17 protein-coding genes and 2 pseudogenes are annotated in these 18,874 nt (G+C 68.3%); 13 read left to right on the top strand and 6 right to left on the bottom strand.

Annotated elements, in window-relative coordinates:
- Positions 1-3 precede the first annotated feature (3 nt).
- From C2R22_RS07085 to psmA, 8 genes are all read left to right on the top strand, one after another.
- Entirely contained in the window at positions 4-846 is an 843-nt protein-coding gene (locus tag C2R22_RS07085; RefSeq protein ID WP_103425135.1) for a 2,3,4,5-tetrahydropyridine-2,6-dicarboxylate N-succinyltransferase, read from the top strand.
- Positions 843-2,123, top strand: coding sequence for a diaminopimelate decarboxylase (gene lysA, locus C2R22_RS07080; RefSeq protein ID WP_103425134.1), 1,281 nt, complete (start codon positions 843-845; stop codon positions 2,121-2,123). The genes C2R22_RS07085 and lysA overlap by 4 nt, the downstream gene beginning before the upstream one ends.
- Positions 2,120-2,986, top strand: coding sequence for a diaminopimelate epimerase (gene dapF, locus C2R22_RS07075; protein WP_103425133.1), 867 nt, complete (start codon positions 2,120-2,122; stop codon positions 2,984-2,986). Before lysA ends, dapF begins: the two co-directional genes overlap by 4 nt.
- Positions 2,983-4,092 (top strand): M20 family metallopeptidase, encoded by a 1,110-nt coding sequence (locus tag C2R22_RS07070; RefSeq protein WP_103425132.1) that lies wholly within the window; start codon positions 2,983-2,985, stop codon positions 4,090-4,092. Before dapF ends, C2R22_RS07070 begins: the two co-directional genes overlap by 4 nt.
- Positions 4,093-4,219: 127 nt before the next feature.
- A complete protein-coding gene (locus tag C2R22_RS07065) occupies positions 4,220-4,939 on the top strand; it encodes an RNase P subunit p30 family protein (protein WP_103425131.1) in 720 nt (239 codons plus the stop codon).
- On the top strand, positions 4,923-5,543 hold the full coding sequence (locus tag C2R22_RS07060) for a class I SAM-dependent methyltransferase (RefSeq protein WP_103425130.1): 621 nt from the start codon (positions 4,923-4,925) through the stop codon (positions 5,541-5,543). The genes C2R22_RS07065 and C2R22_RS07060 overlap by 17 nt, the downstream gene beginning before the upstream one ends.
- A gap of 21 nt (positions 5,544-5,564) precedes the next feature.
- Complete coding sequence (locus tag C2R22_RS07055) at positions 5,565-6,044, top strand: Rpp14/Pop5 family protein (RefSeq protein ID WP_103425129.1); 480 nt, start codon at positions 5,565-5,567, stop codon at positions 6,042-6,044.
- A 27-nt stretch (positions 6,045-6,071) separates the two neighbouring features.
- Positions 6,072-6,833, top strand: coding sequence for an archaeal proteasome endopeptidase complex subunit alpha (gene psmA, locus C2R22_RS07050; RefSeq protein ID WP_103425128.1), 762 nt, complete (start codon positions 6,072-6,074; stop codon positions 6,831-6,833).
- Between the two features lie 203 nt (positions 6,834-7,036).
- On the opposite strand, the gene C2R22_RS07045 is transcribed toward psmA, so the two are convergent.
- From C2R22_RS07045 to purH, 6 genes and pseudogenes are all read right to left on the bottom strand, one after another.
- Positions 7,037-7,396 (bottom strand): helix-turn-helix transcriptional regulator, encoded by a 360-nt coding sequence (locus C2R22_RS07045; RefSeq protein WP_103425127.1) that lies wholly within the window; start codon positions 7,394-7,396, stop codon positions 7,037-7,039.
- Between the two features lie 25 nt (positions 7,397-7,421).
- A pseudogene (locus tag C2R22_RS07040) lies at positions 7,422-8,209 on the bottom strand (NRDE family protein).
- A gap of 193 nt (positions 8,210-8,402) precedes the next feature.
- Positions 8,403-10,916, bottom strand: a complete 2,514-nt coding sequence (folP, locus tag C2R22_RS07035; RefSeq protein ID WP_103425126.1) for a dihydropteroate synthase — start codon at positions 10,914-10,916, stop codon at positions 8,403-8,405.
- A gap of 100 nt (positions 10,917-11,016) precedes the next feature.
- A complete protein-coding gene (locus tag C2R22_RS07030; RefSeq protein ID WP_103425125.1) occupies positions 11,017-11,454 on the bottom strand; it encodes a universal stress protein in 438 nt (145 codons plus the stop codon).
- Between the two features lie 127 nt (positions 11,455-11,581).
- Entirely contained in the window at positions 11,582-12,127 is a 546-nt protein-coding gene (locus C2R22_RS07025; RefSeq protein ID WP_103425124.1) for a universal stress protein, read from the bottom strand.
- A 288-nt stretch (positions 12,128-12,415) separates the two neighbouring features.
- Complete coding sequence (purH, locus tag C2R22_RS07020; protein WP_103425123.1) at positions 12,416-13,990, bottom strand: bifunctional phosphoribosylaminoimidazolecarboxamide formyltransferase/IMP cyclohydrolase; 1,575 nt, start codon at positions 13,988-13,990, stop codon at positions 12,416-12,418.
- A 168-nt stretch (positions 13,991-14,158) separates the two neighbouring features.
- Between purH and purB the strand changes: the two genes are divergently transcribed.
- The 5 genes and pseudogenes from purB to C2R22_RS06995 all read left to right on the top strand — a co-directional run bounded on the left by purB (position 14,159) and on the right by C2R22_RS06995 (position 18,779).
- The gene (gene purB / locus C2R22_RS07015) at positions 14,159-15,613 is read left to right on the top strand and encodes an adenylosuccinate lyase (protein ID WP_103425122.1); all 1,455 of its coding nucleotides are present in this window, start codon (positions 14,159-14,161) and stop codon (positions 15,611-15,613) included.
- 264 nt (positions 15,614-15,877) lie between these two features.
- Positions 15,878-16,947, top strand: a pseudogene (locus C2R22_RS07010) (glucose 1-dehydrogenase).
- The gene (gene gfcR, locus C2R22_RS07005; protein ID WP_103425121.1) at positions 16,934-17,584 is read left to right on the top strand and encodes a transcriptional regulator GfcR; all 651 of its coding nucleotides are present in this window, start codon (positions 16,934-16,936) and stop codon (positions 17,582-17,584) included. Before C2R22_RS07010 ends, gfcR begins: the two are co-directional and overlap by 14 nt.
- 118 nt (positions 17,585-17,702) lie before the next feature.
- On the top strand, positions 17,703-18,044 hold the full coding sequence (locus C2R22_RS07000; protein WP_103425120.1) for a glutaredoxin family protein: 342 nt from the start codon (positions 17,703-17,705) through the stop codon (positions 18,042-18,044).
- Positions 18,045-18,215: 171 nt separating this feature from the next.
- Entirely contained in the window at positions 18,216-18,779 is a 564-nt protein-coding gene (locus tag C2R22_RS06995) for a DUF7110 family protein (RefSeq protein ID WP_103425119.1), read from the top strand.
- Positions 18,780-18,874: the final 95 nt, after the last annotated feature.

Here is an 18,874-nt window from a genome sequence, read left to right as displayed (position 1 = left end):
CGCATGACACTCCAGACCGAGGTCGAATCCCTCTGGGAACGGTACGCCGCGGACGAGGTCGACGCGGAGTCGACCACCGCGTCGGAGATCGAGACGCTCGACGCGTTCCTCGCTGCCCTCGAATCGGGGGAGGCGCGCGCCGCCGAGAAGACCGGGTCCGACGTCGAAAGCTGGGAGGCGAACGCGTGGGTCAAGCAGGGTATCCTCCTCAACTTCGGCCTGCGCGAGACCCACCCCCGCGAGTACGGCGACGTGACGTACCACGACGTCCTCCCCCTCCGGGAGACGGACGACCTCGCCGACAAGGGGACGCGAAACACGCCCGACGGGACCGTCATCCGGCGCGGGGCCTTTTTAGGCCAGGACTGCATCATGATGTCGCCCTCGTTCGTCAACATCGGTGCGTACGTCGGCGACGGCACGCTCGTCGACTCCTGTGACACCGTCGGCTCCTGCGCGCAGATCGGCGAGGACGTCAAACTCGGCGCGAACACGCTCATCGGCGGCGTCCTCGAACCGGTCGAGGACGCGCCGGTCGTCCTCGAAGACGGCGTCTCGCTGGGTGCGGGCTGTCGAGTCACCTCCGGGTTCCGCGTGGGAGAGAACACCATCGTCGGCGAGAACACGCTTCTCACGCCGCGCATTCCGGTGTACGACCTCGTCGATGAGGAGGTCATCTACGGCCACCTCCCCTCGGAGCGCCGGGCGTTCACCCGGATGGTCGAGTCCTCCATCGGCGACCACGACCTCTTCGCCGGGAGCGCGTACAAACCCGCCGTCGTCGCTCTCGACATCGAGGACGACACGCGCGACGCCACGAGACGGGAGGAGGCTCTGCGGGAATGAGCACGGGGACGGGCGAGGGAGAAACGGCCCCCGATGGTGAGAGCGAGAGCGAGAACCCGCCGGTCCGACGGCTGTCGGCGTGGGACGCCGCCGACCTGGAGGAACTGGCCGCCACCTACGAGACGCCGCTGTACGTGATGGACCTCGGACGCGTTCGCGAGAACTGCCGCCGCCTCCGGGAAGCGTTCCCCGACGCGGACGTCCGGTACGCCGCGAAGGCGCACACCGGCCGGGCGGTCTTCGAAGCCGTCCGCCAGGAAGGCCTCGGCATCGAGTGCGCCTCCGCGGGCGAGGTCGAGCGCGCGTTCGCCGCCGGGGCGAGCGGGTCGGAGGTGCAGTACACCGCGGTCAACCCGCCGGACGGGGACCTCGACCTCGTCGTCCAGCGGTGGGAAGACGACCCAGACCTGACGGTCACGGTCGGCGCGCGCGACACCGTCGAGCGCCTCCGCGAGCGGGGGTTCGACGGACGGCTCTGCGTCCGCGTCAACCCCGGCGTCGGCGCGGGCCACCACGCGAAGGTGACGACCGGCGGCCACGCCAAGTTCGGCGTCCCGTACTCCGAGGCCGAGTCGGTGGTGCTCGACGCGCGCGACGACTTCGACGTCGTCGGCATCCACGCCCACGCGGGGTCGGGAATCTCGGGCGACGACCTCTCGGCGCACCGAGAAGTCGTCCGACGGATGGGTGACCTCGCTCGGGCCGTCGAGGAGGAAACCGACCTGGAGTTCGTCGACGTCGGCGGGGGCTTCGGCGTCCCCTACCGGGAGGACGAACCCGCCCTGGACCTCCCCGCCGTCGCCGAGGCGACCCGCGAAGCGCTCGGCGACGTGGACGCCCAACTCGCCGTCGAACCGGGACGGTACGTCGTCGCCGACGCGGGCGTGCTGCTGGCGACGGTGAACACCGTGAAAGAGTCCGAAGAGTACGAGACGGTCGTCGGCATCGACGCCGGCATGACGACCCTGCTCCGCCCGGCGATGTACGACGCGTACCACGCCATCCGGAACCTGTCAGCAGGCGAGGATAGAAACGCAACGTCCGTCACGGTCGCTGGACCTATATGCGAGACGAGCGACGTGCTATGTGAGCACAGACCGCTCGCCGCTCCCGCGCGAGGCGACGTCCTCGCGGTCGGGAACGCGGGCGCGTACGGCTACGAGATGGCGTCGACGTACAACTCCCGGCCGCGGCCCGCAGAGGTCGTCCTCGACCCGGAGCCCCGTCTCGCCCGCCGACGCGAATCGCTCGCGGCACTGACCGAGCTAGAACAATGACGCACCACCGCCAAACCGTCCCATTCGAGAAGTACCACGGGACCGGCAACGACTTCGTCGTCGTCGACGCCGACTATCCCGTTCCGAACCGACCGGTCTTCGCGACCACGTACTGCGACCGAACCACCGGCGTCGTCGATTCGAGTTCAGAGACCGTCGGCGCCGACGGCGTCCTCTTCCTCGCGTTGGAGTCGAGCTACGACCCGCCGCGGGTGGTCATGACGCTCGTCCAGCCGGACGGCTCCGTCGCCGCCATGTGCGGCAACGGCGCCCGCTGTGCGGCCGCGTGGGCGCGGAACCGAACCGGCGCCGACGTCGTCATGATCGACACGCCCGCGGGGACCCGCCGGGCCGTCCTCGACGGCGACGAGGTCACCGTCGAGATGGGCGTCCCCTCGTTCGAACCGCGCGACGTTCCACTCGCGCGGGACGAACCGCTCGTCGAGGAGCGGGTCGAGGGCCTCACCGTCACCGCGGTGGACACGGGCGTCCCCCACGCCGTCGCGTTCGTCGAGAGCGTCGACGACGTCGACCTCGAATCGGTCGCGCCGCCGATCAGACACGCCGACCTGTTCCCGCGGGGGACGAACGTCACCGTCGCCTCGGAGACCGAGGACGGCTTCCGCCAGCGGACGTTCGAGCGGGGCGTCGAGGGCGAGACGCGCTCCTGCGGGACGGGTGCGGTCGCCGTCGTCGCCGTCGCGAAACGGCTCGGGCTAGTGGGTGACGAAGAGGTCCGGGTCTCACCGCCCGGCGGCGACCTGATGATTCGCGTTCCGGACCGGGAGGAGGCGACGCTCCGAGGGCCCGTGGTACGGGACTTCGAGGGCGAACTCGAAACGGTCCCGACGCCCGAGCCGTGACCGCGGCCGGGTTCGACCCCGTCGACTTCCTCACGAGCGCGGTCCGGATCGACTCCACCGACGAGGACGTCGCGGAGATGCGCTCCTTCCTCGTGGAGACGCTCGAATCCAGAGACGTCAAGGTGACCGTCGACGACGCCGGCAACACCCTCGCCTCGAAGGGGTCCCCGTCCGAGGACTGCACGCGACACGTCGTCCTCAACACGCACATCGACACCGTCCCCCCGCACGTGCCGTTCGAGCGCGACGGCGACGTCGTTCGCGGGAGAGGTTCGTGTGACGCGAAGGGGCCGCTCGCGGCGCTTCTCTCCGCGTTTCTGGCCGTGGACCCCGGCGACGCCCGCCTCACCCTCGCGGTCACCCCCGACGAGGAGGTGCTGTCGACGGGCGCGGCCGCGCTCGACCTCGACGGCGACCTGTACGTCGTCGGCGAACCGACCGACCTCGACGTCTGCACCGCGGCGAAGGGTCGGTTTCAGGGGACGCTCTCGCTCGCGGGGAGCGCGGCCCACGCGGCCGAACCCGACTCGGGCGTGAACGCCGTCGCCGCGCTCGAATCGGTCCTGAAAGTCGTCCGCGAGTTCGACGCCCACCGCGAGGCCCATCCCGAGTTGGGGTCGGCGACGCTCACCCCGACGGTGGTCGACGGCGGCGCGGCGACGAACCAGGTGCCCGCCGAGTGCGCGCTCGTCGTGGACCGGCGGAGCGTCCCGCCCGAGACGGCCGAGGGGTTCCGAAGCGCGTTCGAGGCGGCGGTGCGGGAGGCCGTTCCCGCGGAGGTCGGTGTCGCGTTCGCGCTCACGGACCGCCCGACACCCTTCCTGGAGGCGTTCGCGACCGACCCCGACCACGAACTCGTCCGGACGCTGTCGGCGGCGGCGAGAGATGCCGGGGGGCGCGGAGGGGTGCGACCGTTCACCGCCGCGACGGAGGCGTCGTACTTCGCCCCCGCGCCGACGGTCGTCTTCGGTCCCGGCGTGCTGGCGGACGACGAGGGTGCGGTGGCGCACGCCGACCGGGAGTACGTCTCTCTGAGAGACGTCCGCCGGGCGGCCGAGGCGCTGACCGACGCGCTCTCGTCGCTCGTCGCCGAGGGCGAGGACTGACCGACGCGCGGCGTCGCGCGTCTGATCCATCGGCGCGCATCCGAGCCATCGGCGCGACGTGAGTCGGAGTCCGAGCCGTCAGCGAAAAAGCGTAAGTCCGATACCGGCGGGCGGTCTCTCTCTCCGCATGTACGAAGCCGTCTACGCCACACCCGGCGGTGAGACGACCGTCGCGCGGTACGCCCACGCGGCCGCCCGGTACGGCTACGACGGCGTCGTCGTCCGCGCCACGAGCGCGCCAGACGAGGGGTATCGGGAGGCGTACCGGCGCGTCCGCGAACGGTTCGGAACCGACGTCGTCGACGGCGTCGAAGTCGTCGCCGACACCCCGGAGTCGGCGGCGGGGGCCGTCGGCTCACAGCGCGGGTCGCGGACGCTGCTCCTCGTTCGGGGTGGGACGAACAGACTCAACCGGTTCGCCGTGGAGCAAGCGCGGGTCGACGTGCTCACCCGCCCGTTCGACGGGAACGACGGGGACGGCGACGTGAACCACGTCCTCGTGAAGGCCGCCCGCGACAACGGCGTCCGAATCGAGTTCGGCCTGGGGCCGGTCCTCCGGCTCGACGGGGGCCGGCGGGTCAAAGCACTCAGAAAGCTCAGAAAGCTCCGCGAACTCGTCGAGGCGTACGACGCTCCGTACGTCGTCAGCGCGACGCCTCGCTCACACCTCCAGTTGCGTGCGCCGCGCGAACTCGACGCCCTCGGCGAGGTTCTCGGCTTCGAAGCCGGAGCGATGAAAGAGGGGCTCCGCGAGTGGGGTCGGCTCACCGAGCGAAACCGTCACCGACTGTCCGAGTCGTTCATTGCCCCGGGCGTCGAACGTGGTCGGTATGAAGAAGACGCTTGAGGAACACGCCGCGCGCTTCTCGGATCTGGCGACGGAGTACGACGACAACTCGTCCGAAGAGTACCTCGCCTGCTGTGACCTCGTCGTCGAACACGCCGCGCCCGGGCCCGACGACGTCGTCCTCGACCTGGGGACCGGGACGGGCGCCATCGCGCTCGCGCTCTCCGCGCGGGCCGGGCGCGTGGTCGGACGCGACATCAGCGAGGGGATGCTCGACCAGGCGCGGGAGAAAGCCCGCGAACGAGGTATCGAGAACGTCGAGTTCGGCTACGGCGAGTTCCGCGACCCGCGCTTCGAAGGAGACGTCGACGTCGTCACCTCGAACTTCGCGCTGCACCACCTCTCGGACGAGGAGAAACGCGAGGCGGTGGAGGTCATCGCCGGCCTCGGCCCGCGTCGACTGGTACTCGGCGACGTGATGTTCTTCGACGAGGCCGACCCCGACGACCCCTTTTACTCCCCCGAGGTGGACGACCCCGCGACGGTCGGGACGTTGGCCGACATCTTCACCGACTCCGGCTTCGCGCTGACCGCCGTCGAGCGCGTCCACGACCAGGTGGGCGTGCTGGTCGGCGAACGGGCCGGCGAACGAGCGGACGAGTGAGGGAGAGGGAGCGATGACCCGATGAAACACCTCCCGAAGCACCTCCGCCCGCGGTGGCGGTACCTCGCCGTCGAACTGGAGGGGTGGCCGGACGCCTCCCTCTCCCGGGGCGCGTTCCAGCGCGAGGTGTGGTACGCCGCGCAGAACCTCGTCGGCGACGTCGCGAGCGCCGACGCGGACCTCACCGTCCTCGGCTTCGAGTTCCACCAGGGAAGGGGCGAGACGCTGGTTCGGGCCCGCCGGGACGAGGTCGGCGTCGCGCGTGCGGTACTCGCGTGCGTCGATTCGGTGGACGGTCACCCTCTCGGGATTCGCGTCCGCGGGGTGTCGGGGACGGTCCGTGCCGCTGAGGAAAGGTATTTAAATCGCCGACCCGGAAATCCCGAGGAGAGAACCGTCGTAGCCGATGGAGACGCTCGGTCGGCCGTGGCCCGTCCACCCGTCGTCGACGTGGCCGACCCGGGCGGCTTCACGGGTACGACCGAACTCGATTTCGAGTGACACGGTACTAACACGCAACACGACACTATGCAGGGACAAGCCCAACAGCAGGCGTACGACCGCGGAATCACGATCTTCTCACCTGACGGCCGTCTGTATCAGGTCGAGTACGCCCGTGAAGCCGTCAAGCGGGGGACAGCGAGCATCGGCATCCGGACACCGGAGGGGGTCGTCCTCGCCGCCGACAAGCGTTCGCGCTCCCCGCTGATGGAACCGACGAGCGTCGAGAAGATTCACAAGGCCGACGACCACATCGGCATCGCATCGGCCGGTCACGTCGCGGACGCGCGCCAGCTCATCGACTTCGCGCGCAGACAGGCACAGATAAACCAGCTCCGGTACGGGGAGCCCATCGGCATCGAGACGCTCACCAAGGAGATAACCGACCACATCCAGCAGTACACGCAGGTCGGCGGCGCCCGCCCGTTCGGGGTTGCCCTCCTCATCGCGGGCGTCGAGAGCGGCACGCCCCGGCTGTACGAGACCGACCCATCGGGGACGCCGTACGAGTGGAAGGCCGTCTCCATCGGCGCCAACCGCGGCGACCTCCAGGAGTACCTCGAAGAGTCGTACACGGACGAACTCTCGCTCGACGAGGGCGTCGAACTCGCGCTGAAAGCCATCGCCTCGACGAACGACGACGAACTCGCCCCCGAGGGCGTCGACGTCGCGAAGGTCCCCGTCGAGGAGCCCGTCTTCGAGGAGCTCTCGAACGACCACGTCGAGAGCCACCTCGCCGAACTCGACCTCCTCCCGAGCGAGGACGAAGAGGGAGACGAGGCCGCCTGACGCGGCGGGCCGACATTCTCTCGGGCAGAAAAGCCGACCGAACTCCGATTCCGGTCGATTCGGCGATTCGACGACGGTCTTCTTCAGCGGTCGTCCGAAGTAGCCGCTCGCCTCTGACCGGCGCTCGTGAGGTCAGTCCCGAGTCGATTCCGACTGTCGCCGCCCCGGAAGCGACGACCGGGGCACGGACACGACGGCCCGCCTCAGAGGTCGTACTCCTCGTACGCGAGGTTCATCAGCCACTGTGAGAACGCGTCGCTGTTCGAGTTGACCTCCTCCTCACCGATGAACGGGGAGAGCAGGTCGCCCGCCATCAGGAGGGAGAACTCGAGGTCGCGCGGGGCGGGTTCGAGGTAGTACGTGTTGTGCCCGTCGTAGACGGTGCTGGATCGCTGAATGAGCCCGAACCCTTCGAGCTTCTCCGCGATTCGACTCCCCTTGCGCGAGGAGATGTCCAGCGCCTTCCAGAAGTCGCTCTGGTGGATCCCACCCTCCTCGCGGATGAGTTCGAGTGCCCGACGCTCGTCGTCAGCGAGTTCCGCCTCGGCTTCGGCCGCGCTCATACAGAGTGGACGGCTCGCGCACGGTTTAAACTTGACCTTCGTCCGTCTCGACGGCTCCGCCCCCGTCCGTGTCGACCGGCTCGTAGGCGGCCTCACACGGTGGACCAGGGGCGAACTGGTAGCCGACGCGACCGTCGTCGAACACCGTCACCAGCGACGACGACCGGGTCCCGAAGTTCCCCTCGGGACCCTCGCTGTGGACGCAGACGCCGTAGTCGTGGTCGGCGAGGACCGCCTTCGCGCGGTCGAGCCAGTCGTCGTGTCCCTCGTCGGGCCCCGGCCAGAGTGCTTCTTGGACCCGCGCGGCGTTGTCGCCCTGTTCGGGACCCATCTCGGGACGGCGTTCCGGCTCGAAGAACTCGCCGTCCGCGCCGACGTTGACGACGACGTGCACTCCCGGTGAGAGGTTCCGAACGCGGAGTCGGCCGTCCCACTCGAGGAGGATAGCCGCGCTCGAATCGGCGAGGACGAGGTTGAAGCCGTCGTACCGGTGTTCACGGACCGCGCGCTCGACGAGTCGGGCTGCCTCCTCGGCGGAGTTCGTCCCCAGCGCGTCGCGGACGAGCAGCCCCCGGGAGCGCTCGCCGCCCCCGTCGACCTCGACCCATCGGTTCGTGATGCCGACGAAGACGCCGGCGTCGTTCACGCCGATCCACGTCCCCCGGCCTCCACGTCGAGCGGGGCGACGAAGCTCGGCGAGCCGTGTCGACGGGTCGGCGGTTCGGACGGTCGGTCCAGCGCCTCGTCACGGTTCGCCGCAACGACCACCGGGGCGTCGTCGAACGCCTGCCACGCGAGGGTAAGGGTACACACGCGACGGCGTAGGGGGGCGGTACGCATAAGCCTCCGCTCCGAGCCGAAGGGCCGGACCCGGATTCAAGTACGATGCCGCGGCCACCGACGAGGGTGACGTAGGAGGAGCGGGTGGGCGCTCAGCGAAACGGCGACACGCCGCCCACCCGAGCGGTCGTGTCGTCTGTTCGCCCCTTTCGCCGATGAGCCGCCGCTACGGCAACTCGTCGCCCGCGTTCCGCATCGTGTGGGCGACGCGGACGGCGGCGACGTTCTCGGGGACGTCGTGGACACGGACGATGTCGGCGCCACGGTCGGCGGCGAGTGCGGTCGCGGCGACCGTCGCGGGTCCACGTTCGCCGCTGTCCCGGTCGACGAGCCCGTACATCGATTTGTGGGAGTGCCCGACGAGGACCGGGCAGCCGAGCGCGTGGAACTCGTCGACGCGGTCGAGGAGTTCGAAGCTCTCCGCGGCGCGCTTCCCGAAGCCGATGCCGGGGTCGACGATGACGTTCTCCCGTGGGATGCCGGCCGACTCCGCGCGGAGCACCGTCTCGGTGAGTTCCGCGATGACGTCGCCGACGACGTCGTCGTACTCGACGACGTTGTCCGGGTCGACGGGTGCGTCGATGGAGTGCATCACGACGACCGGCACGTCGCGCTCGGCGACGAGAAAGCGCATCTCGGGGTCGTCCAGCCCGGTCACGTCGTTGATGATGTCGGCACCCGCGTCGAGCGCCGCCTCGGCCACGGCCGCCTTCCGGGTGTCGACGGAGACGAGCGCATCGAGCGAGGTGATCGCCTCGAGAACGGGAACGATCCGATCGATCTCCTCCTCGACCGACACCGGCTCCGCCCCCGGTCGGGTCGACTCGCCGCCGACGTCGATGATGTCGACGCCGGCGGCGACCATCTCCCGTGCCCGTTCGACCGCGTCGTCTGGGTCGTGGTGTTCGCCGCCGTCGTGGAACGAGTCCGGGGTGACGTTGAGGATACCCATGACCGCCGTCCCCTGCGACCAGGGGTAGTCGACGGACGACGCGGCGTGCCCGCCCGAGGGTCCGTCGACGTACAGATCGAGCTGTGTCCGCAGGCGCTTTCTCACGTCGTCGAGACCGTACGGTACCGGGTCGAGTGCGTCGACGAGCGCCGTGAACTGCGAGCACGTCCCCATGAGGACGACCGAGGAGAGTTCGCCGTCGCTCTCGTGGCCGGAGACGACGCAGTTACCGCCCACCCGAATCATCTCGCGCTGGAGGGCCGCTGCTTGGCGCTGTTCGACTCTGGTCTCGACCACCCGGTGAACCGCATCCGAACGCGCTTCGGCTGCCGACCCGGTCGGAACGGACGCGTGGTCGAACACCGAGGCCGCGTCCTCGAGGTCCCGAACGCGCTTCTCGACGACGTGCCGCGTCCACGTCGTCCGGGCCTCACCGACACAGAAGAGCGACCCGGTGACGAGGACGCAGTCGTCCGGGTTCGCGCGGCGCTGTGCGACTTCGACCGCCGACGCCACCGTGTCACCGGCGGTGACGTCGTCGACGCCGACCGACTCGAAGACACGAGCGAGTATCTCCGGCGTCTCCGCCCGGTCGATGTTCGGTCGGCAGGTGACGACGCTGTCGGGGGTCGGGAGCGCCGTCACCATTCCCCTGTGGTCCTTGTCGTGCATCGCAGCGAACACCAGGTGCAGGCGGTCGTAGTCGAACTCCCGGAGGACCGACGCGACCTGCTCGCACGCGCCCGGGTTGTGCGCGCCGTCGAGTACGACGAGCGGTTCGCGCGACATCACCTCGAACCGGCCCGGCCAGTGCGCCCCTCTGAGGCCGCGAACGACCATCTGTTCGGTGAGGTCGACGTCGAGTCGGTCGGCCACCTGCCGCGCGAGAACGACGGCGACGCCGGCGTTCTGTGCCTGGTGTGCGCCCACGAGTGCGAGCGGCGACTCGACACGCCAGCCGTCGCCCTCGACCGTCACGCGCGCTTCGAGCGTCGATCCCTGCCCCTGCCCGTGCCCGTGATACGCCGTCGTCACGTCAGGTGCGTCGTCCGGGGGCGTTCCGTCGACCACGCTGGCGTCGCCGACACGGACGATATTAGGGGCTTGCTCGCGGATAGTCGCCAGCGCGGTCCCGGTCGCCGCAGTCACGAGTGGGCCGTCAGCCGGGGCGACGGCCGCCTTCGTCGCCGCAATCTCCTCGACGGTGTCTCCCAATACCTGGGTGTGTTCCAGCGTCACGTTGGTGACCGCCGAGGCGACCGGGTCGACGACGCTCGTCGCGTCGAGTTCCCCACCCATGCCGACTTCGAGGACGGCGACGTCGACCTCGACGCGGCCGAACTGCCAGAGCGCGAGCGCGGTCACGGTCTCGAAGAACGTGAGCGGCTCGCCCGCAGCGGCACGGTCGACGAGATACGGCTTCGCCTCCTCGACGAACGCACGGACGGCGCGTTTCGGGATTCGGCGACCGTCGACGGTGACGCGCTCGCGGAGACTATCGAGGTGCGGAGAGGTGTACAGACCGACAGAACAGTCAGACTCCCGGAGCAGAGACGCGACCATTCGGGCAGTGCTTCCCTTCCCGTTCGACCCGGCGATCTGGACGAACGCGACGTCCTCGTGAGGGTCGCCCAGATGTTCGAGGAGGCCCCGGACCGCTTCGGTTCCGGGTTTCATCCGGAACCGACGCAGGTCGAAGAGGAAGTTCACCGCCTCGTGGTACTCCATATCCCGGCCACGCGGTGCCCCTCTGTTAATGCTTCCCCTTCGGTCGGTTCCGATGAAGAGCACGGAGCGGCCGGGTGGTCGACGACTCCTGTCGGGCCGGTCAGTCGTCGCCGATTTGGACGACGAGGACGGGCTGGGAGGCGTTTTCGACGACCCGCTCCGTGACGCTTCCCATGTTGACGAGTTTGTCCCGTCCCGTCCGTCCGTGCGTGCCGATGACGATGAGGTCGATCCCCTCCTCGTCGGCGTACCGAAGGATCTCCGAGTGTGGGACGCCGTCGCGGACCACCGTCGTCGTCTCAACGTCCTCCTCGGCGGCCCGCGTTTCGACGGTTTCGACCGCCGTTTCGGCGCTCTCGGTCAGGGTCGCGAGGATGTCGTCCTGCTGGTCGTGGTCCGCAGAGAGGTAGACGCGCCGGTCGACAACCGACAGGGCGTGCAGGCGCGCTCCTCGGTGCTTCGCGATGTCGAGCGCGTGGGCCAGCGTGTCGTTCGTGCCAGCACTTCCGTCGGTCGGAACGAGGATGTCGTCGTACATCTCGTCCGGGACTCTCGTCCGCGGCGGTTATAAGCTGAGGTGTCGCCGACGCCCCCAGGGAAATCGTGCGCACGGCGGTCGACAGCGAAACGCCGAAGAGAAACGGAGAGACCGAATATCCGGGTCGTTACTCGGCCACCAGCGGCTGTTCGTCCGCCGAGCCATCCGACGTCGATACGCTCGGACTCGACGCCGACTCCTCGGTCACCGGTTCGGCAGTCGCCCGGTCCGGCGGCAGTTCCTCGCTGGATCGCTCAACGAGGACCGCACAGTCCGCCCGGTCGACGACGCGGCTGGTCACCTGACCCGCGCAGACGGCACCGCCGGTCGTCTCGCGGCCGGAGGGCCCGAGGAGAACGAGGTCGGCACCGACGCGTCGGGCCTCGCCGACGATCTCAGCGTGCGGAACGCCGCGTCGGACGGTCCCGTCCGCATCGACGCCGGCCCGGTGCGCTCGCTCGGCGGCGCGCATCGACGCCCGTTTGGCCCGTTCGCGCGCCCCGCTCACCCGGTCGCTTCGATCGGTTGCCTCCGCCGACAACGCGGTCGGACCGTCCACGATGCCGAGCACCCGGAGGTTCGCATCCCACGTGTCGGCGAGTTCGATGGCGCGCTCTGTGAGTCGTGTCGTCTCCGCGGTGTCGTCGACGGGCACGAGGACAGTGTCGTACATACCTCGTTGTTACCGTCCAGGTACTTCAACCCCAAAACGGGATTCACGCCCGTCGAGCCTTGATTCAGCCGCGGAGCCCGATAAAAACCAGTTTGGAAAGATACCATAATATAAAAATGCGAGGGAGTCCCACGCGTGGGCGCCCGGTCGAGCGCCGTGCCAATCGGGGTGGTCTCGCCTCACGCGTCGCGCCTCGATACGACTCTCGACGATCTGGAGACACTAATCGTGGCGGAAACACCGTGTCGGCTCTGCCGACACGAACTTCACGCACGCCTCCGCTAACGCTCAGTCGTGGCGGAAACACCGCCTCCCGGTGAACGCCATCGCCATCCCGTGTTCGTCGGCGGCGGCGATAACGTCCTCGTCGTTGACGCTCCCGCCCGGCTGGATGACGGCCTCGATACCCGACTCGGCGGCCTCCTCGATGCCGTCGGGGAACGGGAAGAACGCGTCGCTCGCCATCACGGCACCGTCGGCGGACTTGCCCTCGGCGTGTTCGTCGGCTTTCATCGCCGCGAGTCTCACCGCGTCGACGCGGGAGACCTGCCCCATCCCGACCCCGACCGTCTCGGTACCCGAAGTCAGGACGATGCCGTTGGACTTGACGTGCTTGAGGACGCGCCAGGCGAACAGCATCGACTCGACTTCCTCGTCGATGGGTTCGCGTTCGGTGACGACCGTCAGGTCCTCTCGGTAAGGCGCCCACGTGTCGCGCTCCTGGACGAGTCGGCCGCCGACGAGTCGCTTCTCCGTGAGGTGGTCCGTCACCTCCCCGAGGGGACCGACGTCGAGGACGCGGAGGTTCTTCTTCTCGGTGAGGACGTCCAGCGCGGCGTCGGAGTACGCCGGGGCGACGACGACCTCTTTGAACGACTCCGTGATGGCTTCGGCGGTGGCGACGTCGCACTCGCGGTTCAGGGCGACGATGCCGCCGAAGGCACTCATCGCGTCGGTCGACAGGGCGCGGTCGTACGCCGCGGCCAGGGACTCGGCGGTGGCACACCCCGCCGGGTTGGTGTGTTTGATGACCGCCGCCGCGGGCTCGTCGAACTCTTTTACCAGAGAGAGCGCGGCGTCGGCGTCGTTGTAGTTGTTGTACGACAGCGCCTTCGCGCCCTCGTTCAACTGCGTCGCGTGGACGACGTTCGCCTCCGAACAGGAGTCGTCGGCGTACACCGCGGCCTCCTGGTGGGGGTTCTCGCCGTATCTGAGTCCCGACACGCGGTCGTCGGAGGCGAGTCGTCGGTCGGGGAAGTCACCACCCTCGTCGCCGTCGACCGCCACGTCGTCGGCGGTCACCTCGACACGACCTTCGGCGAACCACCGCACGGCCCGGGGATAGGCCGTGAACTCCGCCTCGCGGAGGACGCGCGATTTCAGACTCGTCGCGTCGTCGTCCTCGTAGACGGGAACCGCCTCCTGGGTGACGATGGGGCCGGCGTCGACCTCTTCGGTGACCACGTGGACCGTACAGCCAGTCATGCGTACCCCCGCATCGAGCACCTGCTCGTGGGCGTCCGTGCCGGGGAACGACGGGAGGAGGGAGGGATGGACGTTCAGCGTCGTCGGCATCGCGTCGAGGAACTCGCTCGTGAGGACGCGCATGTAGCCGTCGAGACAGACGACGTCGAAGTCGTACCCCGACAGCCGCGAGGTGACCCGACGCTCGTGTTCCTCCCGGGAATCGTCACCGCGCTCGACGACCTCTGTGGGGATGCCGCGTTCGGAGGCCTCTTCGAGGACCGGGGCCCCCTCGCGGTTCGTCAGGACGACAGAGAGTTCGGCGCCGCCGGGTGCCCGGTCGGCGATGTGCAGGAGGTTTCGACCGCGATTGCTCGCCAGGCCAGCGATCTTGAGCATGTCTGTGAAACCTCGTGCAGACGGAAAAACAATTGCGGTCCCGGTCCGAAGAGTGTACACGAAAATGGATATTGACTGCGATGTCGCCCCGAGATACGGCCGTGAGTATGCACGAACCTGCTTCTCGGCATCGACACCCTTTTGCCGGCCCCACGGGCAGTTCCCGCCATGACCGAGCCCGAGTCCGCCGGACTGCCGCGAACGGACCCGCTGGCAGCGGTGTCACCGCTGGACGGCCGGTACGCCTCGCGCACGGAACCGCTCGTCCCGTACGCGAGCGAGTCCGCACTCATGCGCGCGCGCGTCGAAGTAGAGGTCGAGTACCTGATTGCCCTCGCCGACCTCGACGCGACCGACGTCACGCTCGACGAGTCGACGCGCGAGGTCCTCCGCGCTCTGTACGCGGCGTTCGACGCCGACGACGCCCGGTTGGTGAAGCAAATCGAGCGCGACGGGACGGCCGAGTACGCGGCGACCAACCACGACGTGAAGGCGGTCGAGTACTTCCTGCGCGTCCGACTCGCCGAACGCCTCTCCGACGCCGAGCACCTGTTCCCGTGGATTCACTTCGGCCTCACCAGCGAGGACGTCAACAACCTCGCCCAGCGCCTGCTCGTGAAGGGCGCGAGCGAGGAGGTGTTGCTCCCCGCGCTCGGGGAAGTCAGAGACGCCCTCGTCGAGATGGCCCACGAGCACCGCGCCCTCCCGATGCTCGCCCGCACCCACGGTCAGCCCGCGACGCCGACGACCTTCGGCAAGGAGATGGCCGTCTACGCCGCTCGGCTCGGCCGCGCGACGGGGCGAATCCGGCGCGCGACCGACAGCCTCGCCGGAAAACTCGCGGGCGCGTCGGGCGTGTACGCGGCTCACGTCGCGGCGTACCCCGACGTCGACTGGCGCGCCTTCTCGAAGTCGTTCGTCGAAAGGTTCGGCTTCGAACACCAGTCGCTCTCGACGCAGGTCAACCCGTGTGACGACCTCGCGGAACTGTTCGACGCCCTCAGGGGAGCCAACAACGCGCTCCTCGACCTCGACCGCGACATGTGGCTGTACGTTTCAGACAGGTACCTCGGCCAGGAGACGGTCGAGGGCGAGACCGGGTCGTCGACGATGCCCCACAAGGTCAACCCCATCGACTTCGAGAACAGCGAGGGGAACCTCTCGAAGGCCAACTCGGACCTGACGTTCCTGGCTGACTACGTCACCACCTCGCGGCTCCAGCGAGACCTCTCGGACTCGACGGTGAAGCGAAACGTCGGCGCGGCGTTCGCCCACAGCCTCATCGGGTACGGAAAGACCGAGACGGGGCTGTCGAAGGTCGTCCCGAACGAGCAGGTGATGCGCGAGGAACTGGAGTCGACGCCGGAGATTCTCGGCGAGGCCGTCCAGACCATCCTCCGGCGCGAGGGAGACACCGACGCGTACGAGCGGGTGAAAGCGCTCACCCGAGGACGGCGCGTGACGCTGTCGGACCTCCACGACCTGTTCGCGGAACTCGACGTGTCGGAGGCGGTCCGGGACGAACTCACGGCGCTCACGCCGAGCGGATACGTCGGCGTGGCGGCGGCGCTGGCCGACGACGTCGACACCGACCTCAACATCGACGTCGACGAGATGGAGTAGCGGCGTCGGTCGAAACCGGACGGTCAGCCGTCGGCCAACAGAATCATCGATCAGCACAGAACCGTCGGTCGGAACAGGTCACAACACTCGGAGTGGCACGGATCGGTGAGCGCCGACTGGCATGGCTGGGCTGGACTGGGTTGGGCTGGAATCCACCTGACGTGGCGCGTCTGGGCTGGGTGACGCGGCCGGCGACTCACCTACTGATAGTGTTTACTCGGCATAGAATAAATGTTTTGGTGCTCCGGGTCGAACGGTGAGAGTATGAAAGCCATCGCAGTCCGACGGGGGACCACCGAACCCGTCGTCATCGAAAAACCACGACCCGAACCCGAGTCGGGTGAGGCCCTCGTCCGAACGCTCCGCGTGGGGGTGGACGGAACCGACCACGAGGTCATCGCGGGCGGTCACGGTGGCTTCCCCGAAGGGGAGGACCACCTCGTCCTCGGTCACGAGGCGGTCGGGGTCGTCGAGGACTCGAACGGGACCGCGTTCGAGGAGGGCGACGTGGTCGTCCCCACCGTCCGTCGGCCGCCGAACGGGACCAACGCGTTCTTCGAGCGGGGCGAAGCCGACATGGCCCCGAAGGCGAGTACCACGAGCGCGGTATCGTCGGCGCACACGGCTACATGGCGGAGTACTTCACCTCTCCGGCGGAACACCTCGTCTCTATCCCCGAACACCAAGCGTCGCTCGGTTTCCTCATCGAACCCATCTCCATCACGGAGAAAGCGCTCGAACTCGCGTACGCCTCGCGCTCGTCGTTCGAGTGGGACCCGGAGTCGGCGCTCGTCCTCGGCAACGGATCGCTGGGACTGCTCACGCTGGGGATGCTCGACCAGGTGTACGACCGGGTCTACTGTCTCGGCCGCCGCGACCGCCCGGATCCGACCATCGACATCATGGACGAACTCGGCGCGACGTACGTCGACTCCAGGGAGACCCCGGTCGACGAGGTGAGCGACGCGTTCGAGCCGATGGACTTCATCTTCGAGGCGACGGGCTACGCGCCCCACGCGGTCCAGTCGGTCCACGCGCTCGCGCCCAACGGCGTGGTCGCGCTGCTGGGCGTGCCCGGCTCCACCGAGTACGAGTTCGACGTCGGCGCGCTGCACGGCGAACTCGTCCTGCACAACAAGGCGATGGTCGGCAGCGTCAACTCCAACGTGGGACACTTCGAGGCCGCGACGGACAGCCTCGACGCCCTCCCGGAGTGGCTTCTGGACGACCTCGTCACCGGCATCTACGGCGTCGACGAGTTCCGGAAAGCGTTCGTGGACGACAACACCGTTATAAAAACAGCCGTCGAATTCAGCGCGTATGAAGAACGTTAACGACCTCATCGAGAGCGCCGAGGAGCTCGCGAAGCGCGGCCTCTCGAAGGGCGAGATCGCCGACGAACTCAACGTCTCGCGGGAGACGGCCTCGTGGCTCGTCGAGAAGAGCGGCGCGAAGAGCGAGAGCGACGCGGGTTCGACGTCGGAGTCCCGCGACAACGGCGGGCCGCACGACATCCACGTCGACTGGAGCGCGTTCGGCCGCGACAGCGCGCGCCTCACCTACGCGGGGCAGGCGATGGCGGACCTGCTGTCGAAGGAGGGCGAGGAGGTCGACCTGACCATCGGCATCGAGAAGGCCGGCGTCCCCCTCGCAACGGTCGTCTCGCGCGAACTCGACACCGACCTCGGGTCGTACGCGCCCGCGAAGCACCAGTGGGAGGAGGGCGACATCGAGGACCTCGGCGGGTCGTTCTCGCGCAACTTCGCCACCATCCGCGGGCGGGACTGCTACATCGTCGACGACACCATCACCTCCGGGACGACGATGAAAGAGACCATCGAGGCCATCCGAGAGGAGGGCGGCAACCCCGTCGGCTGCGTCGTCCTCGTCGACAAACAGGGCGTCGAGCAGGTCTCCGACGTCCCCGTCTACTCGCTCATCAACGTCGTCCGCGTCGGCGAAGAGAGCTGAGACGACTCGACCGCCGTGTGCCGGTCGGTTGCGTGAGGCACGCGGAGACGACGGACCGCGGATGGAGTGTGAGGCCCAGGGCGCAACGTCTTTGAACGCGGCTCGCTTTAGCTCAGACATGACGTTCAGTCCCGAGTCTGATCTTTCCGCCGAGGAAGTCCAGACCCGCGTCGACGAGGCCATCGAGAACAACGACGTCGTCGTGTTCATGAAAGGCAACCGGCTCATGCCGCAGTGTGGCTACTCGAAGCGCGCGGTCGAACTCGTCGGCAAGTACGTCGACGAGTTCGAAACCGTCGACGTCCTCCCCGCGCTGCCGGAGTTCCGCGCGGCGCTCGAATCGCACTCGGGCTGGGAGACCACCCCACAGACGTTCGTCGACGGCGAGTTCATCGGCGGCTCCGACATCCTCGCCGAACTCGACGAGCGCGGCGAACTCGAAGCGACGCTCACCGCCTGAGGGCGCTCGCGGGGACCGTCCAACGGGTGACGCCCCCCGTTTCCAGCCGCTGGACCCTCTTCGATTGGGACCCACACGCAAAGGACAGTCCATATAAACCCACGCAACCTACTAGGAACCGAGTACGACTGCAGTGCGCCTCGGCCGCTGTCACCCCCTCATCGTCAAACAATGTCAGGCCGCGTATTCCGACTTCACTCGACACTGGAACTGCCGCTCGAAACAGTCACTGACTACTTCGAGAACGACCCGGAGCTTCCCCCGGAAATCGAGGATATCGACATCACCCGACGGAACAACACACTCATCATCAAGGCCGTCGCCAAGGACGAGTCGCTCAGCAAGTACACCCCGACCGCACAGCTGAAAGCGAGCGTCACCGAGAACCGCGTCTACGAGGAGGAACCGCCGCGCGCCGGCGCGCCCCGCTGGGGCGAGGAGGAAGAGGAAATCCCCTCCGAACTCGTCGAGTTCGCCTGCTTCAAGGGCGACCGCGAGACCGTCCTCCAGAACACGGCGCTGCAGTACCCGATGTTCCTCGTCCTGCGTGACCTCGCCCGTCTCGCCGAGAAGGGGACGCTGACTGCCGTGACCGAGGAGGACGGCGACCTGCACGCGACCCGCATCGTCGAAGGCGAGGAGCGCGCGGCGTCCGTGGAGGTCGTCGAGAACCCTCAACAGAACAACGGCGGCGGGAACACGGTGAACTGGCGCGACAACAAGTTCATTAGCTAGAGAGGAACTCCGTATTCTCCCGGGACCTACTCGGTAGGATCTACTCTGTAGCCCGCCCGCAGATGCCCCCACGAAGTCGATGTGTCAGACGTCCT

It is taken from the genome of Salinigranum rubrum (assembly GCF_002906575.1).
GTDB lineage: Archaea > Halobacteriota > Halobacteria > Halobacteriales > Haloferacaceae > Salinigranum > Salinigranum rubrum.
This window is presented reverse-complemented; position numbering and strand designations above follow the sequence as displayed.